Annotated in this window: 26 protein-coding genes; 11 read left to right on the top strand and 15 right to left on the bottom strand. The window is 69.0% G+C overall.

Annotated elements, in window-relative coordinates; genetic code table 11:
* Positions 1-26: 26 nt before the first annotated feature.
* From iolB to iolC, 3 genes are read right to left on the bottom strand one after another with little or no spacing between them, the layout of a single operon-like run.
* Entirely contained in the window at positions 27-899 is an 873-nt protein-coding gene (gene iolB, locus GS4_RS02575) for a 5-deoxy-glucuronate isomerase (RefSeq protein WP_007617171.1), read from the bottom strand.
* Positions 900-904: 5 nt separating this feature from the next.
* Entirely contained in the window at positions 905-1858 is a 954-nt protein-coding gene (locus GS4_RS02570; RefSeq protein ID WP_007617169.1) for a Cgl0159 family (beta/alpha)8-fold protein, read from the bottom strand.
* The gene (gene iolC / locus GS4_RS02565) at positions 1851-2834 is read right to left on the bottom strand and encodes a 5-dehydro-2-deoxygluconokinase (RefSeq protein WP_007617167.1); all 984 of its coding nucleotides are present in this window, start codon (positions 2832-2834) and stop codon (positions 1851-1853) included. The genes GS4_RS02570 and iolC overlap by 8 nt, the downstream gene beginning before the upstream one ends.
* Before the next feature lie 182 nt (positions 2835-3016).
* Here iolC and GS4_RS02560 point away from each other — a divergent pair, with 182 nt between their 5' ends.
* From GS4_RS02560 to GS4_RS02535, 6 genes are all read left to right on the top strand, one after another.
* Positions 3017-4204: a Gfo/Idh/MocA family protein gene (locus tag GS4_RS02560; RefSeq protein ID WP_007617160.1), complete on the top strand. Its 1188-nt coding sequence runs from the start codon at positions 3017-3019 to the stop codon at positions 4202-4204.
* Positions 4171-5601: an MFS transporter gene (locus GS4_RS02555; protein WP_007617153.1), complete on the top strand. Its 1431-nt coding sequence runs from the start codon at positions 4171-4173 to the stop codon at positions 5599-5601. The genes GS4_RS02560 and GS4_RS02555 overlap by 34 nt, the downstream gene beginning before the upstream one ends.
* Before the next feature lie 108 nt (positions 5602-5709).
* Positions 5710-6738: a substrate-binding domain-containing protein gene (locus tag GS4_RS02550; protein WP_007617150.1), complete on the top strand. Its 1029-nt coding sequence runs from the start codon at positions 5710-5712 to the stop codon at positions 6736-6738.
* A gap of 35 nt (positions 6739-6773) precedes the next feature.
* Entirely contained in the window at positions 6774-7832 is a 1059-nt protein-coding gene (locus GS4_RS02545) for an ABC transporter permease (RefSeq protein ID WP_007617149.1), read from the top strand.
* 4 nt (positions 7833-7836) lie between these two features.
* Entirely contained in the window at positions 7837-8649 is an 813-nt protein-coding gene (locus tag GS4_RS02540; protein ID WP_007617148.1) for an ATP-binding cassette domain-containing protein, read from the top strand.
* A gap of 166 nt (positions 8650-8815) precedes the next feature.
* Positions 8816-10000, top strand: a complete 1185-nt coding sequence (locus GS4_RS02535; protein ID WP_007617147.1) for a LacI family DNA-binding transcriptional regulator — start codon at positions 8816-8818, stop codon at positions 9998-10000.
* Between the two features lie 27 nt (positions 10001-10027).
* On the opposite strand, the gene GS4_RS02530 is transcribed toward GS4_RS02535, so the two are convergent.
* The 5 genes from GS4_RS02530 to GS4_RS02510 form a co-directional block, all read right to left on the bottom strand.
* Positions 10028-11023 (bottom strand): Gfo/Idh/MocA family protein, encoded by a 996-nt coding sequence (locus tag GS4_RS02530; protein WP_007617146.1) that lies wholly within the window; start codon positions 11021-11023, stop codon positions 10028-10030.
* Positions 11020-11904, bottom strand: coding sequence for a sugar phosphate isomerase/epimerase family protein (locus tag GS4_RS02525; RefSeq protein ID WP_007617144.1), 885 nt, complete (start codon positions 11902-11904; stop codon positions 11020-11022). Before GS4_RS02525 ends, GS4_RS02530 begins: the two co-directional genes overlap by 4 nt.
* Positions 11901-12959 (bottom strand): Gfo/Idh/MocA family protein, encoded by a 1059-nt coding sequence (locus GS4_RS02520; protein ID WP_007617140.1) that lies wholly within the window; start codon positions 12957-12959, stop codon positions 11901-11903. Before GS4_RS02520 ends, GS4_RS02525 begins: the two co-directional genes overlap by 4 nt.
* On the bottom strand, positions 12959-13744 hold the full coding sequence (locus tag GS4_RS02515) for an SDR family oxidoreductase (protein ID WP_007617138.1): 786 nt from the start codon (positions 13742-13744) through the stop codon (positions 12959-12961). Before GS4_RS02515 ends, GS4_RS02520 begins: the two co-directional genes overlap by 1 nt.
* Before the next feature lie 80 nt (positions 13745-13824).
* Positions 13825-15003, bottom strand: a complete 1179-nt coding sequence (locus GS4_RS02510) for a phytanoyl-CoA dioxygenase family protein (protein WP_007617136.1) — start codon at positions 15001-15003, stop codon at positions 13825-13827.
* A gap of 133 nt (positions 15004-15136) precedes the next feature.
* Here GS4_RS02510 and GS4_RS02505 point away from each other — a divergent pair, with 133 nt between their 5' ends.
* Positions 15137-16186 (top strand): LacI family DNA-binding transcriptional regulator, encoded by a 1050-nt coding sequence (locus GS4_RS02505; protein ID WP_040509215.1) that lies wholly within the window; start codon positions 15137-15139, stop codon positions 16184-16186.
* A 34-nt stretch (positions 16187-16220) separates the two neighbouring features.
* Positions 16221-16964, top strand: a complete 744-nt coding sequence (locus GS4_RS02500) for a GntR family transcriptional regulator (protein WP_007617133.1) — start codon at positions 16221-16223, stop codon at positions 16962-16964.
* Here the strand turns inward: GS4_RS02500 and rsgA are convergent.
* From rsgA to GS4_RS02475, 5 genes are read right to left on the bottom strand one after another with little or no spacing between them, the layout of a single operon-like run.
* Positions 16961-18034 carry a ribosome small subunit-dependent GTPase A gene (rsgA, locus tag GS4_RS02495; RefSeq protein WP_007617132.1) on the bottom strand — a complete coding sequence of 358 codons (1074 nt, stop codon included), beginning with the start codon at positions 18032-18034 and terminating at the stop codon, positions 16961-16963. The genes GS4_RS02500 and rsgA overlap by 4 nt on opposite strands.
* Positions 18035-18071: 37 nt before the next feature.
* A complete protein-coding gene (gene aroA / locus GS4_RS02490; RefSeq protein WP_007617131.1) occupies positions 18072-19376 on the bottom strand; it encodes a 3-phosphoshikimate 1-carboxyvinyltransferase in 1305 nt (434 codons plus the stop codon).
* Between the two features lie 37 nt (positions 19377-19413).
* A complete protein-coding gene (locus GS4_RS02485; RefSeq protein ID WP_007617130.1) occupies positions 19414-19800 on the bottom strand; it encodes a VOC family protein in 387 nt (128 codons plus the stop codon).
* A gap of 4 nt (positions 19801-19804) precedes the next feature.
* Positions 19805-20041: a hypothetical protein gene (locus GS4_RS02480; protein WP_040509302.1), complete on the bottom strand. Its 237-nt coding sequence runs from the start codon at positions 20039-20041 to the stop codon at positions 19805-19807.
* Positions 20042-20085: 44 nt separating this feature from the next.
* Positions 20086-20328: a hypothetical protein gene (locus tag GS4_RS02475; protein WP_007617128.1), complete on the bottom strand. Its 243-nt coding sequence runs from the start codon at positions 20326-20328 to the stop codon at positions 20086-20088.
* 34 nt (positions 20329-20362) lie between these two features.
* Between GS4_RS02475 and GS4_RS02470 the strand changes: the two genes are divergently transcribed.
* Positions 20363-21304 (top strand): NAD-dependent epimerase/dehydratase family protein, encoded by a 942-nt coding sequence (locus GS4_RS02470; RefSeq protein WP_007617127.1) that lies wholly within the window; start codon positions 20363-20365, stop codon positions 21302-21304.
* Positions 21305-21308: 4 nt separating this feature from the next.
* On the top strand, positions 21309-21785 hold the full coding sequence (locus GS4_RS02465) for an NUDIX hydrolase (RefSeq protein WP_007617126.1): 477 nt from the start codon (positions 21309-21311) through the stop codon (positions 21783-21785).
* 102 nt (positions 21786-21887) lie between these two features.
* On the opposite strand, the gene GS4_RS02460 is transcribed toward GS4_RS02465, so the two are convergent.
* Both GS4_RS02460 and GS4_RS02455 read right to left on the bottom strand, forming a co-directional pair.
* Positions 21888-24071: a heavy metal translocating P-type ATPase gene (locus GS4_RS02460; RefSeq protein ID WP_007617125.1), complete on the bottom strand. Its 2184-nt coding sequence runs from the start codon at positions 24069-24071 to the stop codon at positions 21888-21890.
* Positions 24072-24075: 4 nt separating this feature from the next.
* Positions 24076-24363, bottom strand: coding sequence for a DUF1490 family protein (locus GS4_RS02455; protein ID WP_007617124.1), 288 nt, complete (start codon positions 24361-24363; stop codon positions 24076-24078).
* Between the two features lie 158 nt (positions 24364-24521).
* On the opposite strand from GS4_RS02455, the gene GS4_RS02450 reads away from it, so the two are divergent.
* Positions 24522-25112, top strand: coding sequence for a L,D-transpeptidase (locus GS4_RS02450; RefSeq protein ID WP_040509212.1), 591 nt, complete (start codon positions 24522-24524; stop codon positions 25110-25112).
* Positions 25113-25123: the final 11 nt, after the last annotated feature.

Genomic DNA, 25123 nt, shown 5'->3' with positions numbered 1-25123 from the left:
CTCGCTGAAGTGGTTGGGGGAGTGGTTCAGTGCTCGTGCAGGGGGAGCCGCGGATCGACTTGCTGGTGCTCCCAGCTGCCGCGCAGCCAGGTGTGCGACGGGTCGTCGCAGATGCGCCAGGCCCGGTCCTCACCCGGTCCGGCCATCACGTTGAGGTAGTACATGTGATAGCCCGGAGCGGCGATGGACGGACCGTGGTAGCCGTGCGGGACGAGGACGACGTCACCCGAGCGGACCTCCTCGAGGACCTCGATCGGCTTCTCCGGGGTGCCGTACACCCGGTGGTAGCCGAATCCGGCACCGGCCGGCCCGTCGGGGTTGTCGGCGATCTCGAAGTAGTAGATCTCCTCGAGCTGCGACTCGACGTCGGTGTTCTCGTCGTGTTTGTGGGCGGGATAGCTCGACCAGTTGCCGCCCGGTGTGATGACCTCGCAGGCGATCATCGAGTCGGCCTCGAAGACCCCTGCGGTGCCGAAGTTGTGGACCTGGCGGCTGCAGTTGCCGGCTCCGCGCAACTCGACCGGGACGTCGGCGGCCGGGACGTATCGGAACGGCAACCGCTTCGCGGCCCGAGCACCGCACAGCGCGAAACGTCCACCCGCTGCGCTGGTCACGGTGTACTCGCTGTCGCGACCGACGTAGGCGAAGTCGCTCGGGCCGTCGAAGACGGAGGCGCGCCCGGCCAGGGTGAAGGTGATCCCACCCGAGCTGACGTCGGCCGACCCCGCGAGCGGGACGACGATGATCTCGTTTCCGCCGCTCGACCGGGTCACCGACGCGCCTGCGGCCAGTTCGACTGTCCACAGGGACGATTCGGTCCACCCGGCGGACTCGGGAGTCACATCCACCGCGTACGGTGCGGACGCCGAGCCGGCCGGGATGTAGTACTTGCTGTTCATCGCCGTCACCGCACCAGCGACACCGCGGTGTCCACCGCGGTGGCGACGTCGTCGTCGGATGGGTACAACAGGGTGCGGCCGACGATCAGTCCACGCACCGACGGGATCTGCAGTGCGCGTTCCCAACTGGCGAAGGTCTCCTCCGGGGCGGTCTGCGGGTCGCCGCCGAGCAGCAGGGTCGGCAGGGTCGTCGCGTCCATGACGCGCTCCATCTCGTCGACGACCGGCAGCTTGAGCCAGGTGTAGGCCGAGGTGGAACCGAGTCCCTGGATGATGTGGATCGACTTGATCACCGCGTCGGCGGACAGGTCGTTGCGGACCTTGCCGTCGACCCGTCGGGACAGGAACGGCTCGAGCATCGCAATGGTCTCGCCCGCCGCGAGCTCGTCGACTGCGGCGGCGCAGGCGGTCATCATGTTGAGCGTGCCCGGATCATCGAGATCCACGCGGCACAACATCTTCGCGGCGTTGAGTCCGGCACCGACGGTCCAGGCGGCGGTCGCCGCGGTCATCCGGTCGTCGAGTTCGAAGGATGCGCCGGCGAGGCCACCACGGTTCATCGACGAGATGACGACCTTGTCGTCCAGGGCGCCGAGCACCAGCAGGTCCTCGAGGATGTCGGAGGTAGCGAGCACGCCGTCGACGCCGGGATTGGCCAGCGCGGTGCGCAACCGGTCGAGCAGATCCGATCGACTGTTCATCGCGGTCGGGCGGTCACCGACCGACAGGGCACCGCGAGCCGGGTGGTCGGCTGCGACGATCATCAACCGCTCGGAGCCGAGCACGGTCGGTCGGGTGCGCCGGCGGGCCCACGCCTCGGCGATGGCGTCCGGGCGCTGGGCACGCAGCTCGGTGACCTCGGCGTAGGTGGTGGCCAGTGCAGTCGGTGCCCCAGTGGATGTCGCAGTTGCTGTCGCCGCGGATGCCGGGGCGGCGGGGAAGGTGGTGGTCTCAGACATTGACCTGCTCCTGTCGGGCGTCGGCGGATCCGGCCACCTGGGCGACCTCGTCGGCGGTGGGCATGGCGGTCGAGCACTCGAGGCGGCCGGCCACGATGGACCCGGCGGCGTTGGCGTGACGCAGGATCTTCTCCAGCGGCCAGCCGCTCAACAACCCGTGGCAGAGGCTGCCGCCGAAGCTGTCGCCCGCACCGAGGCCGTTGACGACGTCGACCGGGATCGGGGCGACCTCGACCGATTCGTCGCGGGTCTTGCCGAGCACGCCGCGGGGGCCCTGCTTGACGATCGCGAGTTCGACGCCGAGGTCCAGCAGTGCGTCGGCGGCACGGTGGGGATCGGTCTCGCCGACCGCGACCTCACACTCCTCACGGTTGCCGACGGCGACCGTGACGTGGGACAGCGCTTCGCGGACCCGGGCCGTCGCCGCGGCGGGTGACTCCCAGAACATCGGCCGGTAGTCGAGGTCGAGCACGGTCAGCGGCTGACGTCCGCGTGCATTCCACGCGGCGAGATGCGCTCCGTAGGACGGCTCCTCGGACAGGCCTGTGACCGTCGCCCAGAAAAGTGAGGCGTCGTGCACCGCGGCCGCGTCGATCTCCTCGGCCCGGATCTGCAGGTCGGGTGCCGTCGGCTTGCGGTAGAAGTACAGCGGGAAGTCGTCGGGCGGGAAGATCTCGCAGAAGGTGACCGGGGTGGCGTACTCGGTCGAGGTCGCCACATAGCGATTGTCCACTCCGAGGCGGGCCAGTTCGGTACGGACAAACCGGCCGAAGGGATCGTCGCCGGCGCCGGAGATCAGAGCTGCGGAGTGGCCCAGGCGCGCGGCGGCCACCGCGACGTTCGCCGCGCTGCCGCCGAGGAACTTGCCGAAGCTGGTCACGTCTTCGAGACCGACGCCCACCTGCTGGGGGTAGATGTCGACGCCGCTGCGGCCGATGGCCACGACGTCGAACGCTGGTGTGTGTTGTGCCGTCACGTACTACTCCAGGCTGCTCGGGGGGACTGACGAGTGCGGTGACCCGAAGGCCGCGCTTCGGGTTCCACTGTGCGTCAGGCCACAGGTCAATGTCAAGACTTTGTCCGGACATACTAACCTGCAATGATGTGAGTGTTGGAGGTCACAGTGATCGGCACGGTGACGCCTCGAGAGGAGATCGCATGGTCACGACGGCAACGCCGTCCACGATTCCGGTCGGCATCGTCGGTTTCGGTTGGATGGGCCGGGTGCACGCCCAGGCGTACGCGCGCATCCGCCACCATTTTCCGCAGCTGACGGCCTTTCCCCAGCTCGTCGCGATCGCCGACGAGGTCGGTGACCGCGCTGCGGCGGCTGCTGCCCAGTTCGGGGTCGATTCGGTGGTCACCGACTGGCGCGACCTGGTCGCCGATCCGTCCATCCGCGCGGTGAGCGTCACCGCACCCAACTTCGTGCACCGCGAGATCGGCACCGCGGTCGTCGAGGCGGGCAAGCACCTGTGGATCGAGAAGCCGGTCGGGCTGACCGCCGCCGACGCCCGCGCGGTGGCCGACGCCGCCCGGCGGGCGGGCGTACAGACCGCGGTCGGGTTCAACTACCGCAACGTCCCGGCCGTCGAATCCGCGCGAGCGATGATCGCCGCGGGGGAGATCGGCGAGATCACCCATGCGCGTTTCCGATTGTTCAGCGACTACGCCGCACACCCCGACGGCGCGTTGAGCTGGCGGTTCCAGCGTGCTCGCGGTGGCAACGGGGTGCTCGGCGACCTCGCCTCGCACGGGGCCGACCTGGTGTGGTTCCTCCTCGGCGACATCGACTCCCTGGTCGCCGACACCGCGACGTTCATCGACCAGCGGCCCGAGCCGACCGGCGCGACCGCGGGTCATCAGCTGGCGACGGGCGGTGTCCGTGGTCCGGTGGAGAACGAGGACTACGTCGGCGCGCAGTTGCGGATGGCCTCCGGCGCCCGGTGCGTCCTGGAGGCGAGTCGGGTGGCCGTCGGTGACCAGAACTCCTACGGCTTCGAGATCCACGGCACCGCCGGCATCATTCGCTGGGACTACCGACGGATGGGCGAGCTCGAGGTCGGTCGGGGCGGGCAGTACCAGGATCAGCCGGTCTCGACGGTCTTCGTCGGCCCGGGCAGCGGTGACTACGTCGCGTTCCAGCCCGGTGCGGCGAACCCGATGGGCTACGACGACCTCAAGGTCATCGAGGCGGTCCGATTCCTCACCGCGACCGAGTCGGGGGCCCCGACGGGCGGGGCCACCATCGACGACGCGGTCCGCGCCGCGGAGGTCCTCGACGCGATGGTCGCCTCGGTCACCGAAGGTCGGTGGATCTCGCCGACGCCGGTCGGCGTCGGGTGAGCGGGACCGTCACGGACGCCCGTGGCGGTTTCCCGCGGGCCTTGGCCCTGCTCGGCGCGGCGGCGATGTTCCTGGAGATCCTCGACGCCACCATCGTCACCACCGCGCTCCCCGCGATCGCTGCAGACCTCGGAGTCGCGCCGCTCGACGCGACCGTGGTCGTCACCGCGTATCTGATCACCCTCGCGGTGGTGATCCCGGTGTCGGGCTGGGTCGCCGACCGGTTCGGCGTCCGACGGACATTCGTGGCCGCGCTCGTCGTCTTCGTTCTGGCCTCCGTGGGTTGTGCGCTCACCCCGTCGCTGTCGGTGCTCGTCGCGATGCGGGTGGTGCAGGCGATCGGCGGGGCGCTCATGGCGCCGGTCGGCCGACTCGCCGTCCTGCGGGCGGTCGAGCGCCACGATCTCGTCCGGGCGATCGCCTATCTGACGTGGCCTGCGTTGGTCGCGCCGGTGATCGCGCCGTTGCTCGGCGGGTTCCTGGTGACCGTCGCGGGGTGGCGGTCGATCTTCGCGGTGAACATCCCGCTCGGCGTCGTCGCCGTGGTCGCGGCCGTCGTCGTCTGCCCGCCCGGCCGCTCGACGGACCGACGGCGGCTGGACTGGCGCGGTGCGCTCGGCATCGCGGTCACGGTCGGATCGGCGATGGTCGCCGCCCAGGAGCTGGCGAGCCCGTCGCGCGACTGGTGGGTGGTCGTCGGCGGGGTGGCGGCTGCGCTGGTCGTCGGCGTGTACACCGTGCGCGGCCTGCGCGGACGGGCCGCGCCGCTGCTGGATCTGTCGGTACTGCGCATCCGGACCTTCGGCGCGGTGCTCGGCCACGGCACGGTCTTCCGGATGGTGGTCAGCGCCGTCCCGTTCCTGCTGCCGCTGATGTTCCAGCTGGAGTTCGGCTGGTCGGCGGTGACCGCGGGTGCGATGGTGACCGCAGTGTTCGTCGGCAACGTCGTGATCAAGCCGTTGACCACCCCGATGATGCGTCGGTGGGGTATCCGACGGGTGCTCGTCACCGATGCGGTGGCCTCGATCGTAGGGCTCGTCGTGATCGCAGCCGTCGGACCGTCGACACCGATCGTGCTCGTCGCGGCGGTGCTCGCGATCTCAGGAGCGCTGCGGTCGATCGGGTTCTCGGCCTACAACACCCTCGCGTTCGTCGACGTCGGCGCATCGAGCCTGTCCGACGCCAACGCCGTGCACAGTGTCGCCCAGGAACTGGGCGGAGCGATCGGGATCGCGCTGGCCGCCGTGGTCGTCGCGATCACGCCCAGCGCACAGTGGATGCCCGCCGGCAGCTACTCGGTGGCGTTCGTGGTGCTCGCCGTCGCCCTGGTGCCGGGTGCGTGGGGCGCGATCCGGCTGCCGCGCGCGGCGGGCAGAGCGGCGTTGACCCGAGTTTGATCAGAATGTCCTAACAAAGTCTTGACAGCCCAGGTGTGATCGGTATTACATCTACTGCATGAAAGTGGCCCCACGGACACTTTCACCGATCGAAGGGAAACGAGAACGATGTATTCCATTCTGGGCCGTCGGACCGCTCGCGGCCACCGTTCCGCAGTGCGTACCGGATTGGCCGCCGCGGCTGCGGCCGCGGTCCTCGTGGTCGCCGGTTGCTCGAGCACCGGTGGCGCGCCCGACAGCAACGGCGGCGGAGGCGGCGGCGGGACCGTCGACACCCCACGCAAGGTCGTCGCGATGATCACCCACGAGGTCCCCGGCGACACGTTCTGGGATCTGGTCCGCAAGGGTGCGGAGGCCGCGGCGCGCAAGGACAACATCGAGCTGCGCTACTCCTCCGACCCCGAGGCGCCCAACCAGGCGAACCTCGTCCAGAGCGCCATCGACTCCAAGGTCGACGGCATCGCGCTGACACTGGCCAAGCCCGACGCGATGGCGCCGGCGGTCAAGAAGGCCGTCGCCGCGGGAATCCCGGTCGTCGCCTTCAACTCCGGCTACGACGCCTGGAAGGCGCAGGGCGTGCAGCAGTACTTCGGTCAGGACGAGACCATCGCCGGTGAGGCGGTCGGTGAGCGTCTGGGCCGCGAGGGCGCCAAGAAGGTCCTCTGCGTCATCCAGGAGCAGGGGCAGGTCGCACTCGAATCCCGCTGCGCCGGTGTCCGACAGGGCTTCAGCGGCACCACCGAGCTGCTGAACGTCAACAGCAAGGACATGCCGTCGGTCGAGGCGACACTGACCGCCAAGCTGCAGCAGGACCCGTCGATCGATCACGTCGTCACCCTGGGCGCGCCCATCGCGCAGACCGCGGTCCAGTCCAAGGGCAACTCGGGCTCCGACGCCACCATCGTCACCTTCGACACCAACTCCGCGCTCGTCGACCTGATCAAGAACGGTCAGGTCAAGTGGGCCGTCGACCAGCAGCCGTACCTGCAGGGCTACCTGGCCGTCGACTCGCTGTGGCTGTTCATGAGCAACGGCGACACCATCGGCGGCGGCAACGCGGTCCTCACCGGACCGGCCTTCATCGACGAGTCGAACATCGACTCCATCGCCGAGTACGCGAAGAACGGGACTCGCTGACCCGCGTCGGCGTCTCGTTCCACGAAGGGAAAACCATGTCCACACAAGCAGATCTCGATCTGTCCACACACACGGTCGTCACCGACGAACGGGTGAAGCGGCAGCGGCCCCTCCAGCGGGTCCTGCTGCGCCCGGAGATCGGGGCGCTGTTCGGCGCCATCGCGATCTTCGTCTTCTTCTGCATCGTCGCCGCACCGTTCCGCACGCCCGAGGCGTTCGCCACCGTGCTCTACGCGAGTTCGACCATCGGGATCATGGCCACGGGTGTGGCCGCCCTGATGATCGGCGGGGAGTTCGACCTGTCCACCGGTGTGGCGGTGACGTTCTCGTCGCTGGCCGCATCGATGATCGCCTACAACCTGCACCTCAACGTCTGGCTCGGCTCGTTCCTCGCGCTGATCCTGGCCCTGGCGGTCGGCTTCTTCAACGGCTACCTGGTGATGAAGACGAAGATCCCCAGCTTCCTCATCACGTTGGCGTCGTTCCTGATGCTGACCGGTATCAACCTCGCGGTGACCAAGTTGATCACCGGGCAGGTCGCGACGCCGTCGATCTCCGACATGCAGGGCTTCGCGTCCGCGCAGAAGGTCTTCGCCTCGTCGTTCGACGTGTTCGGTGTGTCGGTGCGGATCACGGTCGTCTGGTGGTTGGTGTTGACCCTCATCGCCACCTACGTGTTGATGCGCACCCGCGTCGGCAACTGGGTGTTCGCGGTCGGCGGCAACCAGGATTCGGCCCGTGCGGTCGGCGTCCCGGTCACCAAGGTCAAGATCGGCCTGTTCATGTTCGTGGGCTTCTGCGCCTGGTTCGTCGGCATGCACCTGTTGTTCGCCTTCGACACGGTGCAGTCCGGTCAGGGTGTGGGCAACGAGTTCCTGTACATCATCGCCGCGGTCATCGGCGGCTGCCTGTTGACCGGTGGTTACGGCACCGCGATCGGCGCAGCCATCGGCGCCTTCATCTTCGGCATGGTCAACCAGGGCATCGTCTACGCCGGCTGGAACCCCGACTGGTTCAAGTTCTTCCTCGGCGCCATGTTGCTGTTCGCGGTCATCGCCAACAACAGTTTCCGCAACTACGCCGCCAAGAGGTGACACCATGAGTTCTGTGATCGAGACACGTCCGGAGTCGGAGTCGAGCGGGGGCAAGGTGCCGCTGATCGAGCTGCGCGACATCGGCAAGTCCTACGGCAACATCATCGCGCTCACGGGGATCAACCTGCGGGTCAACTCCGGCGAGGTCACCTGCGTCCTCGGCGACAACGGCGCGGGCAAGTCCACCCTGATCAAGATCATGGCCGGACTGCACCAGCAGACCGATGGTGAACTTCTCGTCGACGGCGAGGCCGTCACGCTGGAGTCGCCCAAGGACGCGCTGGGCCGCGGCATCGCGACGGTCTACCAGGATCTCGCCGTCGTGGGTCTGATGCCGGTGTGGCGCAACTTCTTCCTCGGCCAGGAGCTCCGCAAGGGCCCCTTCCGCACGCTCGACATCCAGTCGATGCGCGCGACGACCAAGGAGGAGCTGTTCAAGATGGGCATCGACCTCCCCGACGTCGATGCACCGATCAGCTCGCTGTCCGGTGGCCAGCGGCAGTGTGTGGCGATCTCGCGCGCCATCTACTTCGGTGCGCGGGTGCTGATCCTCGACGAGCCGACCGCGGCCCTCGGTGTGAAGCAGTCGGGCACGGTGCTGCGCTACATCTCCGCGGCGCGGGATCAGGGATTCGGGGTCGTGTTCATCACGCACAACCCGCATCACGCGCACATGGTCGGCGACCACTTCGTGTTGCTCAACCGCGGTCGGCAGAAGCTCGACTGCCGGTACGACGAGATCAGCCTCGATGATCTCACCCAGCAGATGGCCGGTGGCGACGAACTCGACACCCTCACGCACGAACTGCGTCGGTGATCGGCGACGTACCCGTGAGTTCCGCCTGAGGCACCCGCCCGACCCGCACACCGGGTCGGGCGGGTGTCCTCGTCAGTCCTCTCGTCCGAGTTGCCAGACCTGATTTGCCAGACCTGATTTGCCAGAACCGAGCCCGCCATCACCGACCGTCCGGAAAGAGCAGCCGATGACGCTGATCCCACCGATCCCGCCGACGTCGGTGCCGCTGCACCACGAAGAGCCACGGACACTCGGCGTGGTGTTCAACCCGCGCAGCACCTTCGAGGCCGATCTCGTCGACGAGATCTACCGCGCCGCGGCCGAGCACGGTCACCGGGTGGCGGCGTCGGTCCACGGCTCCCGGCGCACTCGTGATCGCGCAGTGGCCGAGTTGGCCGAACTGGGCACCGAGGTCGTCCTGGTCATCGGCGCGCGGCGCGGCGATCACCTCGATGATCACGGTGTGCCGGTCGTCGTGGTCGGGGAGCGGCTGCCGGACGTGACGGCGGTGACCGTCGGCACCGACGAGTGGGCAGGTGCGCACCAGGCCGTGCAACACCTCATCGACCTCGGTCACACCCGGATCACCCACGTCGAGGGCGGTACGCATCCGTGCGCGTCCGAGCGCCTGCGCGCGTATGTGGGTGCGATGGCCGCAGCCGGCCTCCGCGACTTCACCGCGACCATCGACGGCGACTACACCGAGGAGGCGGGGGCCGCCGCGGCACGTCGGCTGCTGGCCGAGTCGACGCCGCCGACCGCGGTCTTCCTCGCCAACGACCGGATGGCGCTGGGGTTTCTGGACATGATGCGCCGCAACGGGGTGTCGGTGCCGGAGGACATGTCGGTCATCGGCTACGACGACAGTCCCGCCGCCGCCCACGTCGACCTGACGACCATCCATCAAGACGTCGTCGGGCTCGCCGATGCCGCGATCGAGGCGGTCACCAGTGTCTTCGGCGACGACCCGACCCTCGCCCAGACCACCGGCTTCGGGTTCTACGGTGTCCGCGCCATCGAGCCGCAACTGACCGTACGCAGCACCACCGCACCGCCTGCGATCGCCGGCGGTGGCGTCGAGACCGGTGGTGTACTGCGCTGGGGTCTGCTGGCCGACCACGACGACGACGCATTGGTCGGGATCGTCGCCGGACTGTCCGGGCCCGGTGCGCTGGTCGGGGTGGCCAGCGCGTCGTCGGCGCTGTCGTGGGCGATCGCCGACCATCTCGGCGTCGGCGTGAGCTACTCGTTCTACGAGGACCTCATCACCGATCCCGAGATCGATGCGATCTGCATCGCATTGCCCCCGGACGAGCGGGACCGCTGGGCGGCGGTCGCCGAACGGTGGGGCAAGCGGGTCGCGTTGGCCTGACCGATCTTTCCGTCCGGCGATCCGCGCTCAGCGCGGCGGCAGTCCGGCCGCCAGGTACGCCGCGTCGATGTATCGCATGTTCTCGACCGCGTCGTCGAGACCGATGGGTAATACGGCGCCGGTCTGCACCGCGGCCGCGAAGGCCTCGAGCTGGTAGGTGTAGGTCGACCTGGTGCCGAGGTGCTCCACGACGACCGAACCGTCGGAGCGGGTGATCGAGAGTCGATCGTCCTTGCCGGGCGCGAGGAAGTCGTGCAGGAACAGCTCGCCGCCGTCGCCGACGATCCGCACCGTGAACTCGAACTCGGTGCCGACCATCGAGTTGGTGTTGTGACCGGTGGCGCCGCCGGGGTAGGTGACATCGATGACCGATGATTCGTCGACATCGATGCCGCGCAGCACCGCCGAGGCGTAGCCGATCTCCGGAGCGCCGCCGCAGAATCGGCCGAGCGTCCGGAACACGTGCAGCCCGTAGCAACCGAGGTCCATCACCGAGCCGCCGGCCAGTTCGTAGGACCACCGTGGATCGTCCGGGCCCGGTGTCGGCATGTCCATGACGACATCGATGTTGCGGATCGCGCCGATCGTCCCCGCCGCCAGCAATTCCGACGTCCGGGCCACCAGCGGGTGGAACAGGTAATGGAAGGCCTCGAGCACCGGGACGTCCGCCGCGGCGGCTGCGTCGCGCACCTCGAGCGCCTCGGTGACATTGCGCGAGAACGGCTTCTCGGTCAGCACCGGCTTTCCGGCACGGATCGCGGCGAGATTCCACGGTGCGTGCAGAGAGTTCGCCAGCGGGTTGTACACGACGTCGACCTCCGGGTCGGCGACGATGTCGGCGTAGGAGTCCAGTACGCGCTCGACGCCGTACTTGTCCGCGAAAGCCGTTGCGCGACCCCGGTCTCGTGCAGCCACGGCGACGAGTCGGTGACCGAGTTCCTCGGCCGGTCCGACGATTGCCGACTCGGCGATCCGGGACGCTCCCAAGATGCCGATACGAAGCGGTGCGGGGCGGTCGTTCACACCAGGATCCCAGCGGCGATGTTGCGCAGGAACGACATCGAGACCGCCACGTTGCCCGCGGCCGCGTCCCCGTCTGCCTCGTCGGCGAGGATCGTGTCCTGCTCGAGGACGAACCACCCGCGGTAGCCGGCGTCCACCAGGGTCTCGACGACCTCGGCGATGTGTGCCTGGCCGGCGCCGAGTGGCACGTACATCCCGGCCGCGACCGCCTCGGTGTAGGTGACGTCACCGCGCTGGACCGCCTCGGCGAGGTCGAGCCGGACGTCCTTGAGGTGTGCGTGCCGGATGCGATCGGAGTGCGCGCGGGTGAGTTCGAGGGGGTCGGTGCCGCCGATGAGCAGGTGGCCGGTGTCCAGGCACAGTCCGATGGTCGAGTCGGCGACCACGCGGTGGACCTCGTCCCGCCGCTCGATCATGGTGCCCACGTGGGGATGCAGGACCGCGGTGATCCCCCGCGAGTCCGCCAGGGCGGCGACGCGATCGAGGTTCGACAACAGCGCGGTCCACCCGGTCTCGTCGAGATCGGGGCGGTCGTCGTAGCCGTCCACACCGGTGGCGGCGGCGACCACGAGCACGTCACCGCCGCTGATCGCCAGCCGATCCAGTACCTCGGCCGCCTCGGTGAGCGGATCGTGGTCGGGATCGTGCAGGACGAGCGGCACGAACGATCCGACGCAGGCCAGCCCGGACGCGGCGAGGGTGGAGCGCAGCGCGGCGGGGTCGCTCGGGAGGAACCCTTGCGGTCCGGTCTCCGCAGCGGTGACGCCGAGTTCGGTCATCTCGCCGAGGACACGTTCCGGGGACAGCTGGTGCCCCCAGCCGGGGACCTCGCAGACGCCCCACGAGATCGGGGCGGCCGCGATGCGCAGGTGGGTGGTCATGGTCGGGATCCTCCTGGTGAAGCGGGGCCGATGGTCGAGTGGGCCGGATCGGCAGGGCGGATCTCGGCGGTCGGGACAGGACGGTGTTCGTGCAGGGAACGGGTTGCGGCGTCGGCGATCACGGCGACCTCGAGCGCATCGGTGACCGGGCACGGCGATGGCAGGTCGCCGACCACGGCATCGCAGAACGCGGTGAGCTCGGCGCGGTAGGCGGCCGCGAACCGGTCCATGAAGAAACCGTGGGGAACGCCGGTGGGGAACTCGGTGCGCGGGTCGACGTTACGCACCGGGGTCGACGCATCCCATCCGGCGACGACGGTGTCGGCGCTGCCGTGCAGTTCGAGACGGCAGTCGTAACCGCGCCCGTTGTAACGACTGACCGAGACCACACCGATCGTTCCGCGGGCGAAGGTGAGCACTACGGTCGCGGTGTCGACGTCTCCGACGTCGGTGAAGAGGCGGTCGCCCTGGTTGGCGCCGACCGCATAGACCTCCACCACCTCGTCGCCGAGAATCCAACGGACGGTGTCGAAGTCGTGGACGGCACAGTCGCGGAAGATGCCGCCGGACGCGGCGACGTAGTCCGGTGGCGGCGGAGCCGGGTCGAAGGTCGTCGACCGGACGGTGGTGACGAAGCCGAGATCGCCGGTGACCAGTGCCGAGCGTGCGGCCGCGACAGCGGGGTCGAACCGACGGTTGTAGCCGATCTGGACGAATGCGTTTGCGTCGGAGACCAGTCGAGCGATCTCTGCCGACTCGGCGCCCGATGCGGCGATCGGCTTCTCGCAGAATGCCGGCACACCCGCAGCGACCGCGGAGGTGATCAACGGGGCGTGGGCGGGTGTCGCGGCCGCGATGACCACCGCGTCGACCGCGTCGATCACCTCGTCGGCGGTCGCCACGGCCCGGCAACCGAACTCGTCGACGACAGCGTCGACCGCGGCCGGTACCGGGTCGGTGACGACGAGTTCGTCGACGTGCGCGAGTGATCGCAGCGTCGCGGTGTGGAAACGTCCGATGCGGCCGAGGCCGACGACGCCGACGCGCAGCCCCATCAGTCGCTGCCGCCCGGGACCTGCTGGTCCCAGTCGATGACCGAGCCGGTGACGACGCCGGACCGGTCGGACAGCAGGAAGATCACGAGATCGGCGATCTCGTCGGGCTGTCCGAGCTTGCCCATCGGAACCGTCGCGTTGGCCTTTTCCACCCATGTGTCGTCGGCGTCGTGGAAGCGCTTCTGGATCTCTGCCTCGCCGTCGGTCTCGGTCCAGCCGATGTTGAGGCCGTTGATGCGGATGCGATCCCAGCGGTGCGCGTGCGCGGCGTTGCGGGTCAGTCCCGCGAGTCCGGCCTTGGTCGCCGAATACGGTGCCAGGTAAGGCTGTCCGCCGTGCGACGACATCGTGATGATGTTGACGACGGTGCCCGGCGCGCCACGATCCACCATGTCGCGCACCGCAGCCTGCATGGTGAAGAACGGCGCGCGCAGGTTGACCGCGACGTGCGTGTCGAACAGCTCCGGGGTCGTGTCGAGCAGACTGCCGCGGGTGGTGACACCCGCAGCGTTCACCAGGCAGTCGATCCGACCGAACTCGGCGATGGTGTCGGCGACGGTCCGGGCGGCGGCCTCCGGGTCGGCGAGATCGGTGCGGGTGAAGCGGACGTCGCCGAGCGGTTCCAGCTCCGCGACGAGCGCCTTGCCGCGCTCCGCGTCACGGCCGCTGAGCATCACGCGCGCGCCGGCGGCGACCGCGGCACGCACGATCGCTGCGCCGACCCCCTGGGTCCCGCCGCTCACCAGGACGACCTTGTCGTCGAGCGTCGCGGAAGTGTTCGTCATGTCGGTCGGGTCCTCATCTCGATCGTGGGGAGTGTGTCGGCGGTGCTCGGCGCATGATCACCTGCGCCGATGGGGCCGGGTCAGGGGGTGTGGCGGTCGGCGTGGGCGCGCAACTCGGCCGCGAACTGCGTCGCGTCGAGGCCGGTGCGGACCGCCCGTGCGACGAGTTCGGCCTGCGTCTCGCCGGTGAGGCCGGTCAGCGGCTGGTCGAGGTCGAGGTTGCTCGGGAACGCGTAGCCTTCGGCGGACGACGCGATCACGTTGGCCAACTCGGTGGCGGCGCCGTTCTCGCCCAGCGCGACCAGATGCGGATAGAGCGCCGTCAACATCGCCGACCGGTCCACCGCGTCCATCGCGCGACCGAAGGCCGACGACACCTGCAGGAGGTTCGCCATGCGCTTGATGTCGGTGGAGATGTTGTGGCCTGCGGCGTGGAACAGGGCGGGGTTGAAGAAGACGGCGTCGCCCTTGGCCAGCGGCAGCTGGATGTGGTGCTCGGCGAAATGGGCGCGGAAGTCCGGCAGGTTGAAGGCGATGTAACCGGGCTCGTACCGCTGCGAATACGGCAGGTACATGGTCGGTCCCGACTCGACGGGCATGTCGACGTGAGCCACGGCGCCCTGCAGGGTGAGCGCGGGCGAGAGTCGGTGGATGTGGGCTCGGAACTGCTCGGCGGTGTCGGTGGACATGAAGCCGAGGTGGTAGTCGCGATGCGGGTTCTGCGACTCCCCGCCCGGATTGACGACGTTGATGGACGAGGTGACCTGGTACCAGGGCCCGAGCCATGCCTCACTGATGAGCGCGAGGATGTCGTTGCCGTAGTAGCGGGTGAAGATCTCCGGCTCGCGTACTGCCAGCTTCTGCAGGGCGTTCCAGATGCGATCGTTCGCACCCGGCTTGGCGAAGTGATCGCCCGCCGCGGTACCGGCCGCCTTCTGCTCGGCGATGATCTCGCCGAACACCGCGGTCGATGCGTCGAGTGCGTGCCGATCGTCGAACGCGCCGGCGAAGACCACGATGCCGGGCCCGTTGAGGAGTGCATGCGCCAGCTCGTCGGCGATCACGGCCCGCTGCTCTGCGTCACCGATCTCGGACTCCAGGGCGGCCGCGTCGTAGATCAGCACGTTCTGCTCGACACGTGCCGCATGCGGGTACTCGGTGATGTCGGTGTCGACGCCGATCGACGCGACGAAGTCCTCTATACGGCAGTCGGCTGCGGTGAGTCGGCCGGAGCGGGGTGCGATCACACTGCTGGTCATGGTCGTCCTCTCGGTGCGGTGGGAGTCGGCGAGCCTGCTCAGGTGGATCGGCCTCGCTGCTGCATCAAGGATGGCAAGATCCTATTGTCCGGACAAGCACAGATGTCCATCAGAAATCCCTCAGGAGTGTTCCGTGCCACATCGGTATCCGGTGCGCGAGATCGCGCGTCAGGCCGGCGTCAGCGAGGCCACCGTCGATCGCGTGCTGCACGAGCGGCCCGGGGTGCGTGAGGGAACCGTGCTCCAGGTCCGGCAGGCCATCGCCGACCTCGACCGGCAGCGCACTCAACTCCGGCTCTCCGGTCGACGGTTCATGGTCGATCTCGTGATGGACACCCCCAAGCGGTTCTCGGCGCTCGTCCGTGCGGCATGGGAACAGGAGTTGCCCAACCTGCGACCCGCCGTCTTCCGCGTTCGTCATCACCTGCGCGAGACCTGGCCGGTCGACGAGTTGGTCGACCAACTCGACGACATCGGGCGTCGCGGCAGCTCCGGGGTGATCCTGAAGGCCCCCGACACCCGGGAGGTCGCCGACGCGATCGCGCGTCTGACCGCTCGGCGGATTCCGGTCGTCACGCTGGTCACCGACGTTCCGATGAGCACCCGCATCGCGTATGTGGGGATGGACAACCGCGCCGCCGGGGCAACCGCTGCGCACCTCGTGTGTCAGTGGTTGCGGCATGTCGACGGCCAGGTCCTCGTCATCACCAGCAGTGAGCGGTTCCGTGGCGAGGAGGAACGGGAGATGGGGTTCCGGTCGACGATGCGCGCACTGGACCCGCGGCGCGGGATCGTCGACATCCCGGAGTCGGACGGCTTCGACGCGACCTGCCGAACCCTGGTCGGGCGAGCGCTGGCCGACCATCCCGACCTGGTGGCGGTGTACTCGATCGGTGGCGGCAACAACGGCATCGTCGACGCGTTCACGAGCGCGAACCGTTGCTGCGAGGTGTTCATCGGCCACGACCTCGGCGACGCGAACCGATCGTTGCTGCTCAGTGGGCACATGACGGCGGTGATCCACCACGACCTGCGCGCCGATGTCCGCCACGCCGCACAGAGCATCATGGGCTTCCACGGGGCCATTCCGGCCCCACATCGGCCGGGAACATCGGAGATCGCCGTCGTGACGCCGTACAACCTGCCCGTCGACGACCTCACCCGATCGCCTCGGGTCATATGACATGTCGATCCATTTGTTATGACATAATGACCACATGACGTCGGTCACACCGCTAGCGGTCGAGTTGGATCGCTCCACTCCGGTGCCCCTGTACCACCAGCTCGCCCAGGCGATCGAGGGTGCGATCGTGAGCGGCGAACTGTCGCCGGGGGACCGGTTGGAGAACGAACTCGATCTCGCCAAGCGGCTCAAGCTCTCCCGCCCGACGATCCGGCAGGCGATCCAGGAGTTGGTCGACAAAGGTGTGGTGGTCCGCAAGCGCGGCGTCGGTACCCAGGTCGTCCAGAGTCCGGTCAACCGGTCGGTCGAGCTGACCAGTCTGTTCGACGACCTGAGCACCGCCGGGATGCACCCGACGACGCAATTGCTCGAGTACCGCATCGGCGTGCCCGAGGATGCGGTGCGGGAAGAGCTGGGCCTCGCACCCGGCGCCGAGGCCGTGACGGTCAAGCGTCTCCGCTCGGCGGGCGGCGAACCGCTCGCCGTGATGATCAACCACCTGCCGGCCGACATCTGCCCGCCCGCAGGCGAACTCGAGGACGGCGGCCTGTACAAGGGTCTTCGCGGACGTGGCGTGCACATTCGTCTGGCCCGCCAGCGCATCGGAGCCAAGGCCGCCGACGCCGACGAGGCCGTGTTGCTGGCCGGTTCGGCCGGCGACCCACTGCTGACCATGCAGCGCACCGCATTCGACGATGCCGGCCGCGTGGTCGAGGTCGGCCGACACGCGTACCGGGCCGACCGCTACTTCTTCGAGACCACGGTCGTCGACCGCTAGGACTCGGGGCCCGCGGGGGCCTCGTCCTCGGGATGGCGGGCCGACTCGTCGGCCTCGGCGGTGTCGGAGACCGCGACCAGCAGAGTGCGCACCGCCATGGCACGACGATGTGAATTGCCCTCCAGCGCATCGAGTGCACACTCCGGATCGGCGGGCGGGCCGAGGTGGGTGCATCCGCGCGGGCAGTCCTCGATGGCGGCGCGGAGATCATCGAAGGCGTCGACGATGTCGTCGGCGCCGACGTGTGCCAATCCGAACGATCGGATACCCGGGGTGTCGATCACCCATCCGCTGTCGCCGATGCCCTCATCGCCGATCGGCGCCGGAAGTGGCAGCGCCACCGATTGTGTCGAGGTGTGCCGTCCCTTCCCGACCCCCGACACCACGCCGGTCGCGCGATCGGCATCCGGCACGAGTCGGTTGACCAGCGTCGACTTCCCGACCCCGGAATGACCGACCAGTGCGGTGACCTTGCCCGACAAGGCGCCGACCACCGGTTCGATCGGGTCGTCGCGGCCCGCGGCGAGGATCGGTAGGTCCAGGCCGGCGAATGCGGCGGTGAACTCGGCGGGGTCGGCGAGGTCGGCCTTGGTCAGGCCGAGGATCGGTCGGAGCCCACCGACATAGGCTGCGGCGAGTGCGCGTTCGACGAAGCCGGTCCGTGGCGGCGGGTCGGCGAGTGCGGTGACGATCAACAGCTGATCGGCGTTGGCGACGACGATGCGTTCGTAGGGATCGGTGTCATCGGCCGTGCGGCGCAACACCGTTCGCCGATCGGCCACCCGGACGATGCGGGCCAGGGTGTCGGGTCGACCGGTGAGATCGCCGACCACCGAGACGTCGTCGCCGACGACCACCGGTGTCCGGCCGAGTTCTCGCGCGCGCATCGCGACGACGCGACGGTCGGGGACTCCGTCGAGGACACAGCCCCAGCGCCCGCGATCGACCGACACGACCATCGCGTCGACGGCATCATCGTGGGCTGGTCGCTTCTTGGTGCGGGGGCGGGTCCCCTTCCCTGGCCGGACCCGGACGTCGGACTCGTCGTAGCTCGACGCGCGGCGGCTCATCGGATCTCTCGGCAGCAGACCGACCGCGCGTCGCAGGTCACGAGTCGAGCCCGGTCTGCTCGTGCCTGGCCTGATCAAGCATCGCCCGCCACTGCCCGGGGAAGTCCGGCAACGTCTTCTGTGTGGTCTCGATGTCGTCGACGGTCACGTCGTCGACCACGAGGCCGATGAGTGCACCCGCGGTCGCCATCCGATGGTCGGCGTAGGACTCCCAGCGTCCGCCGTGCAGCGCGCGGGGTCGGATGTGCAGGCCGTCGGGCGTCTCTGCGCAGTCGCCGCCGAGACGGTTGATCTCGGTGGTGAGCGCAGCCAGCCGATCGGTCTCGTGACCACGGAGATGTGCGATCCCCGACAGCACCGACTCGCCGTCGGCGAGTGCGCACAGCGCGGCGATCGTCGGGGTGAGCTCGCCGATGTCGGACAGGTCGATCTCGATGGCGGTGAGCCGGTCGGGACCTCGGACGGTGAGCTCACCGTCGAGGAGTTCGACGGTGCAGCCCATCCGGGCGAGGACGTCGGCGATGCGTGCTCCCGGCTGGGTGGTGGTCGCGGGCCAGCGCGGCACGGTGATCCGACCACCGGTCGCGGCGGCCGCGGCGAGGAAGGCCGCGGCATTGGACAGGTCGGGCTCGACCACCCAGTCGACCGCGCGGATCGGCCCCGGATCCACCCGCCACGAACTGTTCGACTCGGTGCTGACCGCGACGCCCGCGGTGGTCAGCATCTCGATCGTCATGTCGATGTGCGGCGTCGACGGAACACGATCGCCGACATGCCGGACCAGCACACCGGAATCGAAGCGGGCCGCCGACAACAGCAGGCCGGAGACGAACTGGGAGCTCGCCGAGGCGTCGATGGTCACCTCGCCGCCCCGCACCGACCCGGTGGCGGTGAGGGTGAAGGGGAGTGCGGAACCGTCGATGTCCACACCGAGGTCGCGGAGTGCGTCGAGCACGGTGTCGAGTGGTCGCGATCGGGCCTGCTCGTCGCCGTCGAAGTGCACCCGACCGCTGGTCAGTGCGGCGACGGGCGGTAGAAAGCGCATGACGGTTCCGGCGAGTCCGCAATCGATGTCGGCGTCCCGGGCCGACGGGGCGGCGGGGAGGGGCTCGATGGACACCGTCGTCGGGTCGGCGGGATCGATGCGCACGGTTGCGCCGAGTGCGGAGATCGCGTCCAGCATCAGGTTCGCATCGCGGCTGCGCAGCGTCCCGCGGACCACGGACGGTCCCTCGGCGAGGGCGGCCAGGATCAGCGCCCGGTTGGTGATCGACTTCGAGCCGGGCAGCTCGACGGTCGCGTCCACCGGGGCGGTCACCGTCGGCGCGGTCCAGATGCTCATGGGGGACAAGTCTGTCATGGGTGGCCCGCCGGTCCGGTCAGCGTGTGTCCCGACGTAGGGGATGGTCGGCGGGGATCTCCACGAAGATCAGCGTCCGACCGTCGGGGTCCGCGACGTGCATCTCGCGCAGTCCCCACGGCTCGGTTCGTGGCTCGCGCACCACGGTCACATCACGGGACCGAAGGGTCTCGGCCACCGAGTCCACATCGCGCACCTGAAGCCACAGGAGAGCGTCCGGCCCGCCGCCGGCGCCGTCGTCGGCGGTCAGATGGGCCGGGACCTCGATCAGCGCTGTGCCTGCGTGGAAGACGACGCCGCCGGGGTACTCGCGGGCCACCGCCAGCCCGATCCGGTCGCGGTAGAACTCGGTCAGGCGATCGGGATCGGGAGAACGCAGCAGGGTGCGGCTGGAGAGGATCTCCACCTGATCACTGTCCCTCGGTGGTGCCGTCGCTGCCGCCGAGGGCGTGCCCGCGATTCCAGTCGTTGCCGTGGCGCGCGGCCTCGTAGGCCGGGGTCTCGGCGACGATGCGCGCGGTCTCACCGACAGGTGTCGCGTCCTCGAAGGCGAACGCGGCGTCGTGCGGATACCGGTGCGGGATGTCGGGGTCGTCGACGACGCTCTCGGCGCCGGCGGATCGGTCGCGATCATGGCTGGCGGACATGGTCACCAGCTTAGGCCGGAGGGACCCCCGGGGAAACGCCGCTGTCACTGCCCGTCTGCGGTGCCCTCGCTGCCACCGACGGCATGTCCGTCCTCGGAATGCTCCGGATCCGGGGTGCCTGCCTCGTAGATGTGCTTCTCCTCCTCGATGCGCTTCGTCTCTCCGAGTTCGGGATCGTCGGCGCCGGGGAGCACGTTCGGGGTCTCGCCCTCTTCGTGTGCGAGGTCGGGATCGCGATCGACCTCGGGGTCGGTGGACGTCCACTCCGGATCTGTGTTCTCGGCCATGGATTCCACTGTAGGTGGTGGTTAGCCTGGTGGGGTGCGAGTGTTCGTCACGGGTGGCACCGGAGCGATCGGCGGGTACGCGGTCCCCGCGCTGGTCGCGGCCGGCCACGAGGTGCGGGGTCTCGCCCGCTCGCCGGAGGCCTCGGACGCACTCGAGGGCGCAGGGGCAACCCCGGTGGCGGTATCGCTGTTCGACCCCGATGCGCTGGCCCGTGAATTCGTCGGGTGCGCCGCGGTGGTGAACCTCGCTTCCGCGCTCCCGCGGACATCGGCCTTCATCCGGATGTCGGCGTGGCGGGAGTGTCATCGCGTCCGCACGGTGGGCTCCGCCGCCGTCGTCGACGCGGCGATCGCTGCCGGTGTGCCGCGAGTACTCCAGGAATCGGTCGCGATGGTCTATCGGGACGCCGCCGACCGATGGATCGACGAGGACTCCGCGACCGACCGTTACCCGATCTCGGTCGGTAACCACGCGGCCGAGGCGTCGGCCCAGCGCTTCACCGAGTCCGGTGGCCGCGGTGTCGTGCTGCGGTTCGGTTTGTTCTATGGGCGAGGGGCTGCGCACAGCGAACAGCTCATGGCCTTCGCGCGACGGCACATCGGCTTCATCGCCGGTCGCGCCGACGCCTACGTCTCGTCCATCCATCTCGCCGACGCTGCCGACGCCGTGGTCTCGGCACTCGCGATCGACGCCGGGGTCTACAACGTCTGCGACGATGCGCCGGTCACCAAGGGAGACGCCGTCGACGCCATGGCCTCCGCGGTGGGCCGGGCGCGAGTGCTGCGCGGTCCGGGCCGCGCAGCACTGATGCTGGGGCAGCGAACCACGTCGCTGACCCGGTCACTGCGGGTGTCCAACAACCGACTTCGGTCGTCGAGCGGCTGGCGGCCACGGTATCCATCGGTGTGGGAGGGGTACGCGCAGATGGCCGAGCAGCTCTCGGTCGCGGGGCGTCGGGACCGGCGTACAGACTGAGCCGATGTCATCACGAGCCGAACGCAGCGCAGGACTGCTCCTGTATCGAATCGCCGACAACGGTCTCGAGGTCTTGATAGTCCACCCGGGCGGTCCGCTCTGGGCCAAGAAGGACGACGGCGCATGGTCGGTGCCCAAGGGTCTCTACGACGCCGACGAGCCGGCCGCCGACGCCGCGCGACGTGAGTTCACCGAAGAACTGGGCAGCCCACCGCCCGACGGTCCGCTCCTCGAATTGGGAGAGGTCCGGTTGAAGAGCGGCAAGGTCGTCACGGCGTTCGCCGTCGAGGGCGACCTCGATGCCGCGACGATCGTCAGCAACACCTTCGAGATGGCTTGGCCCCCACGGTCCGGACGTACACAGCAGTTCCCGGAGATCGATCGCGCGCTCTGGTGCGATCCGGACACTGCGCGTACCAAGCTGAACCCGGCGCAGGCGGCGTTCGTGGACCGACTGGAACACACCCTCTCCGACCGGTGATCTGCGACGCGCTGACGCTCGCAAACCACACCGCGGAGCGTCGAGGCGCTCGGATTCAGCCTCCCGTCGCCGGATTCGTGTGGTTTGTGTTCACATCGACGATCAGTCCACGTCCACCCGATACCGGATGAGTCGGGAGCTGTTGAGTACCACGGCAACCGACGACGCATTGTGTAAGACCGCGGCGAGTACCGGCGACAGCGCGCCGCCGGCGCCGATGAGGAGACCGAGTGCGTTGACCGCGATCGACATCCCGTAGTTCTGCCGGATCACCTCGACGGTGTGCTCGCCGAGGTCGCGGATGTCGAGCAGCTTGCGCAGGTCGTCGCCGGAGAGGGCGACGTCGGCGGTCTCGACTGCGACGTCGGTACCCGCGAGCCCCATGGCGATGCCGATGTCGGCGGCCGCGAGGGCGGGCGCGTCGTTGACGCCGTCGCCGACCACGGCGACGACATGGCCGGCCGCCTGGAGTTCGCGGACCACGGCCAACTTGTCATCCGGGGTGACCTCGGCCTTCCAACGGTCGATGCCGAGCTGGCCGGCGATGGTCGCCGCGGTCACCGGATGATCGCCGGTGAGCATGGCTATCTCGCGCACGCCGTCGGCGCGCAAGGCGTCGAGCACCTCGCGTGCCTCCGGGCGCAGTTCGTCCGACAGGCTGACCAGGCCGACCAGGGCACCGTCCACCGCGAGCAGCAGCGGCGTCTCGCTGCTCTGCCGCAGGCGTTCGACCCAGTCGTTCGCGTCGTCGACGATAGCGACGCCGTGCCTCTCGAGCAGAGATGGGCTGCCCAGCAGCAACTCTCGGCCGTCGTCGGCGCGGGTACGCATGCCGAGTCCGACGATGACCTCGCATTCGGCGTGGGTCGGGATCTCGATCCGGCGTTCTTCGGTCGACCGGATCACGGCCTCGGCCAATGGATGTCGAGAGTGGATCTCCGAACTCGCGGCGTAGGCGAGGACTTGTTCGGGTTGCCAGTCGTCGGAGAACGACACGACGTTGGTGACCACCGGCCGACCGACGGTCAGCGTGCCGGTCTTGTCGAAGACGACCGCGGAGATGCGCCCCGACGCCTCGAGGTGTGAGCCGCCCTTGATGAGGATCCCCCTGCGCGCACCGTTGCCGATCGCGCCGCTGATGGCAGTCGGGGTCGACAGGCCGACCGCGCATGGGCAGGCGATGAGCAGCATCGTCATCGCCCGACGCAGGTCGCGGGTGGCCACCAGCGTCAGGGCCGCCATCGCGAAGGAGGCGGGCACGAATCGCCGGGAGAAGTTCTCGCCGACCGTCTGGATCGGCGCGCGGTCCCGCTGTGCTTCTTCGACCCTGTTGATGATGCGACCGATGGCGGTGTCGGCGCCGACCGCGTCGGCCCGGATGACCACACGGCCGGTCATGACGACCGATCCCGCGTGGACCCGATCGCCGGAATGCTTGGTGACCGGCAGGTTCTCGCCGGTGAGTGCCGACTGATCGACCACCGCCTCGCCGTCCACGACCTCGCCGTCGACGGCCACCGCGACCTGTTCGTGGACGATCACGTGGTCGCCGACCTGCAGCGAGTCGATCGGGACCTGCACCTCGGTGCCGTCGTCGAGCCGCACCCAGGCGGTGTCCTGCGTTCCGCGTAGCAGGTCCGAGATCGCGCGACGGGTCCGTCGGAGGGTGAGGTCTTGCAAGAACTCACCGATGTTGAGCAACCACAGCACCGTCAGCGCGACGACGTTCTCCCGGAGGAGCAGGCTCGCGATGGTGGCTGCCGAGACGAGAGCGTCGGTGCCCGCGCGACCGCCGCGGAGTGAGCGCAGCGCACCGCGCAGGAACGGGTAGCCCGAGAAGATGGTGACGCCGGTCGCCACGACACGTGAGGTTGGGCCGAGGAGTGGTGGACGTCGAAAACCGTAGCGACGCAGGCCGAGCGCGACCAATGCGAACGCGCCGATCCCCATCCGCACCAGTTCGGCGTTGCTGACCTCGGCGGAGTGCGGGATGCGGTCGGGGATGGTCGCGGGGTCGGTGACCCGCGCGGCGCCGATGGCGTTCTCGACCGATGATCGCTCGGTGTCGGCCCGGTACCAGACCACCACCGACGCGGTGCGCGGATACGCGTGGACCGCACGGACGCCGCGCACGCGGGTCACCGCTTCTTCGATCGCCACGGCCCGGCGATCACCGACCGTCGGGTCGGGCGTCCGTAGCCACGGGACGGTCAACCGGACACGACCGGCCGCGTCGGACCGGACGATCGTCTCCAGCGGTTCGATCGACGCCGGGGCGCTGTTCACCGGGTCAGTGGTCGTGGTCGTGATCGTGGGCGACCGCGGTGCCGGGAGGAGTGGCCTCCTCGCCGACTCGCTCCTTGGCCTCGGCGACGATGTCGGCGGTGCTCAGGCGCACCGACTCGGCGACCTCCTCCGCCTTGCGGGTGCCCCGGATCCCCCAGGCGGTGGCCACCACGGCGCCCTCGCGCAGCGGTGCGCGCCGGGCGACGTTTCGGACGACGTCGTACGCGGCGGCGCCGACGAGGCCGGTGACGACGGTCGATCCCGCCTTGGCGAGCAACCCGTGAATCGGCACTGTGGATCTCCTTGCGGTCGGTTCGAGGCGGGAACTGCGATGGTACGCCGCGCAGAGTCATCGACGAGGCGTTCGCCTTCTAACGATACCGACAACCATTGTCGGGTTGTAGCCTGGTCTCAGGGGGGTTCGAGTTCACGCGATCAGATCGGCAACGGATGACCCGACGGATGCGCGAGGTCGGCACAACGCTGGCCCGCACTGCAGGCGATTACGCGTGGTCGCTGTTGTTCGCGGTTGCCGTGCTGGCGATCTCCGCATTCCTCGTCATCCAGCTCGGAGTGACCGCCCGGACCGGTGCATCGACACCGGAACCCGCCCGGGGCCACACCGTGGGACCGGCGTCGGCGAACTCCTGTTCGGGCAATACGCGCGGGCAACTGATCCGCGTGAGTCTGGCGGAGCAGACCCTGGTCGCGTGTGACGGGCCCGCGATGGTCGGGTTCACCCCGGTGACCACAGGCCGCGTCGACCTGGGTGACGGCACACCGTTGGGGACATGGCACATCGTCAGTCGTGAATCCGACCGGCACCTGAGCGGCGCCGACTACCGCGTGTTCGTCCACCACTGGCTGCCGTTTTTCGGCGACTACGGGTTCCACGACTCCCCGTGGCAGGACTTCGCGTACGGCGACCGTGATCTGTACCGGACCCGCGGTTCGCGCGGATGCGTCCATGTCCCGGGCCCCGCCATGGACACCCTCGCACGGTGGGCGAGGGTGGGGACGACCGTGACGATCGCCGCGTGAGTCGGGAGCGA

The organism is Gordonia soli NBRC 108243, from assembly GCF_000334455.1.
GTDB classification, from domain to species: domain Bacteria; phylum Actinomycetota; class Actinomycetes; order Mycobacteriales; family Mycobacteriaceae; genus Gordonia; species Gordonia soli.
This window is presented reverse-complemented; position numbering and strand designations above follow the sequence as displayed.

What these genes read in the sequence shown, in the direction of transcription:
- rsgA (WP_007617132.1), bottom strand. Translation starts at nt 18,034, where the DNA reads ATGAGCCGCCGCGCGTCGAGCTACGACGAGTCCGACGTCCGGGTCCGG.
- iolB (WP_007617171.1), bottom strand. Translation starts at nt 899, where the DNA reads ATGAACAGCAAGTACTACATCCCGGCCGGCTCGGCGTCCGCACCGTAC.
- aroA (WP_007617131.1), bottom strand. Translation starts at nt 19,376, where the DNA reads ATGAGCATCTGGACCGCGCCGACGGTGACCGCCCCGGTGGACGCGACC.
- GS4_RS02500 (WP_007617133.1), top strand. Translation starts at nt 16,221, where the DNA reads ATGACGTCGGTCACACCGCTAGCGGTCGAGTTGGATCGCTCCACTCCG.
- GS4_RS02560 (WP_007617160.1), top strand. Translation starts at nt 3,017, where the DNA reads ATGGTCACGACGGCAACGCCGTCCACGATTCCGGTCGGCATCGTCGGT.
- GS4_RS02475 (WP_007617128.1), bottom strand. Translation starts at nt 20,328, where the DNA reads ATGGCCGAGAACACAGATCCGGAGTGGACGTCCACCGACCCCGAGGTC.
- GS4_RS02535 (WP_007617147.1), top strand. Translation starts at nt 8,816, where the DNA reads ATGACGCTGATCCCACCGATCCCGCCGACGTCGGTGCCGCTGCACCAC.
- GS4_RS02480 (WP_040509302.1), bottom strand. Translation starts at nt 20,041, where the DNA reads ATGTCCGCCAGCCATGATCGCGACCGATCCGCCGGCGCCGAGAGCGTC.
- GS4_RS02540 (WP_007617148.1), top strand. Translation starts at nt 7,837, where the DNA reads ATGAGTTCTGTGATCGAGACACGTCCGGAGTCGGAGTCGAGCGGGGGC.
- GS4_RS02545 (WP_007617149.1), top strand. Translation starts at nt 6,774, where the DNA reads ATGTCCACACAAGCAGATCTCGATCTGTCCACACACACGGTCGTCACC.
- GS4_RS02570 (WP_007617169.1), bottom strand. Translation starts at nt 1,858, where the DNA reads ATGTCTGAGACCACCACCTTCCCCGCCGCCCCGGCATCCGCGGCGACA.
- GS4_RS02520 (WP_007617140.1), bottom strand. Translation starts at nt 12,959, where the DNA reads ATGGGGCTGCGCGTCGGCGTCGTCGGCCTCGGCCGCATCGGACGTTTC.
- GS4_RS02550 (WP_007617150.1), top strand. Translation starts at nt 5,710, where the DNA reads ATGTATTCCATTCTGGGCCGTCGGACCGCTCGCGGCCACCGTTCCGCA.
- GS4_RS02515 (WP_007617138.1), bottom strand. Translation starts at nt 13,744, where the DNA reads ATGACGAACACTTCCGCGACGCTCGACGACAAGGTCGTCCTGGTGAGC.
- GS4_RS02525 (WP_007617144.1), bottom strand. Translation starts at nt 11,904, where the DNA reads ATGACCACCCACCTGCGCATCGCGGCCGCCCCGATCTCGTGGGGCGTC.
- GS4_RS02465 (WP_007617126.1), top strand. Translation starts at nt 21,309, where the DNA reads ATGTCATCACGAGCCGAACGCAGCGCAGGACTGCTCCTGTATCGAATC.
- GS4_RS02450 (WP_040509212.1), top strand. Translation starts at nt 24,522, where the DNA reads ATGACCCGACGGATGCGCGAGGTCGGCACAACGCTGGCCCGCACTGCA.
- GS4_RS02510 (WP_007617136.1), bottom strand. Translation starts at nt 15,003, where the DNA reads ATGACCAGCAGTGTGATCGCACCCCGCTCCGGCCGACTCACCGCAGCC.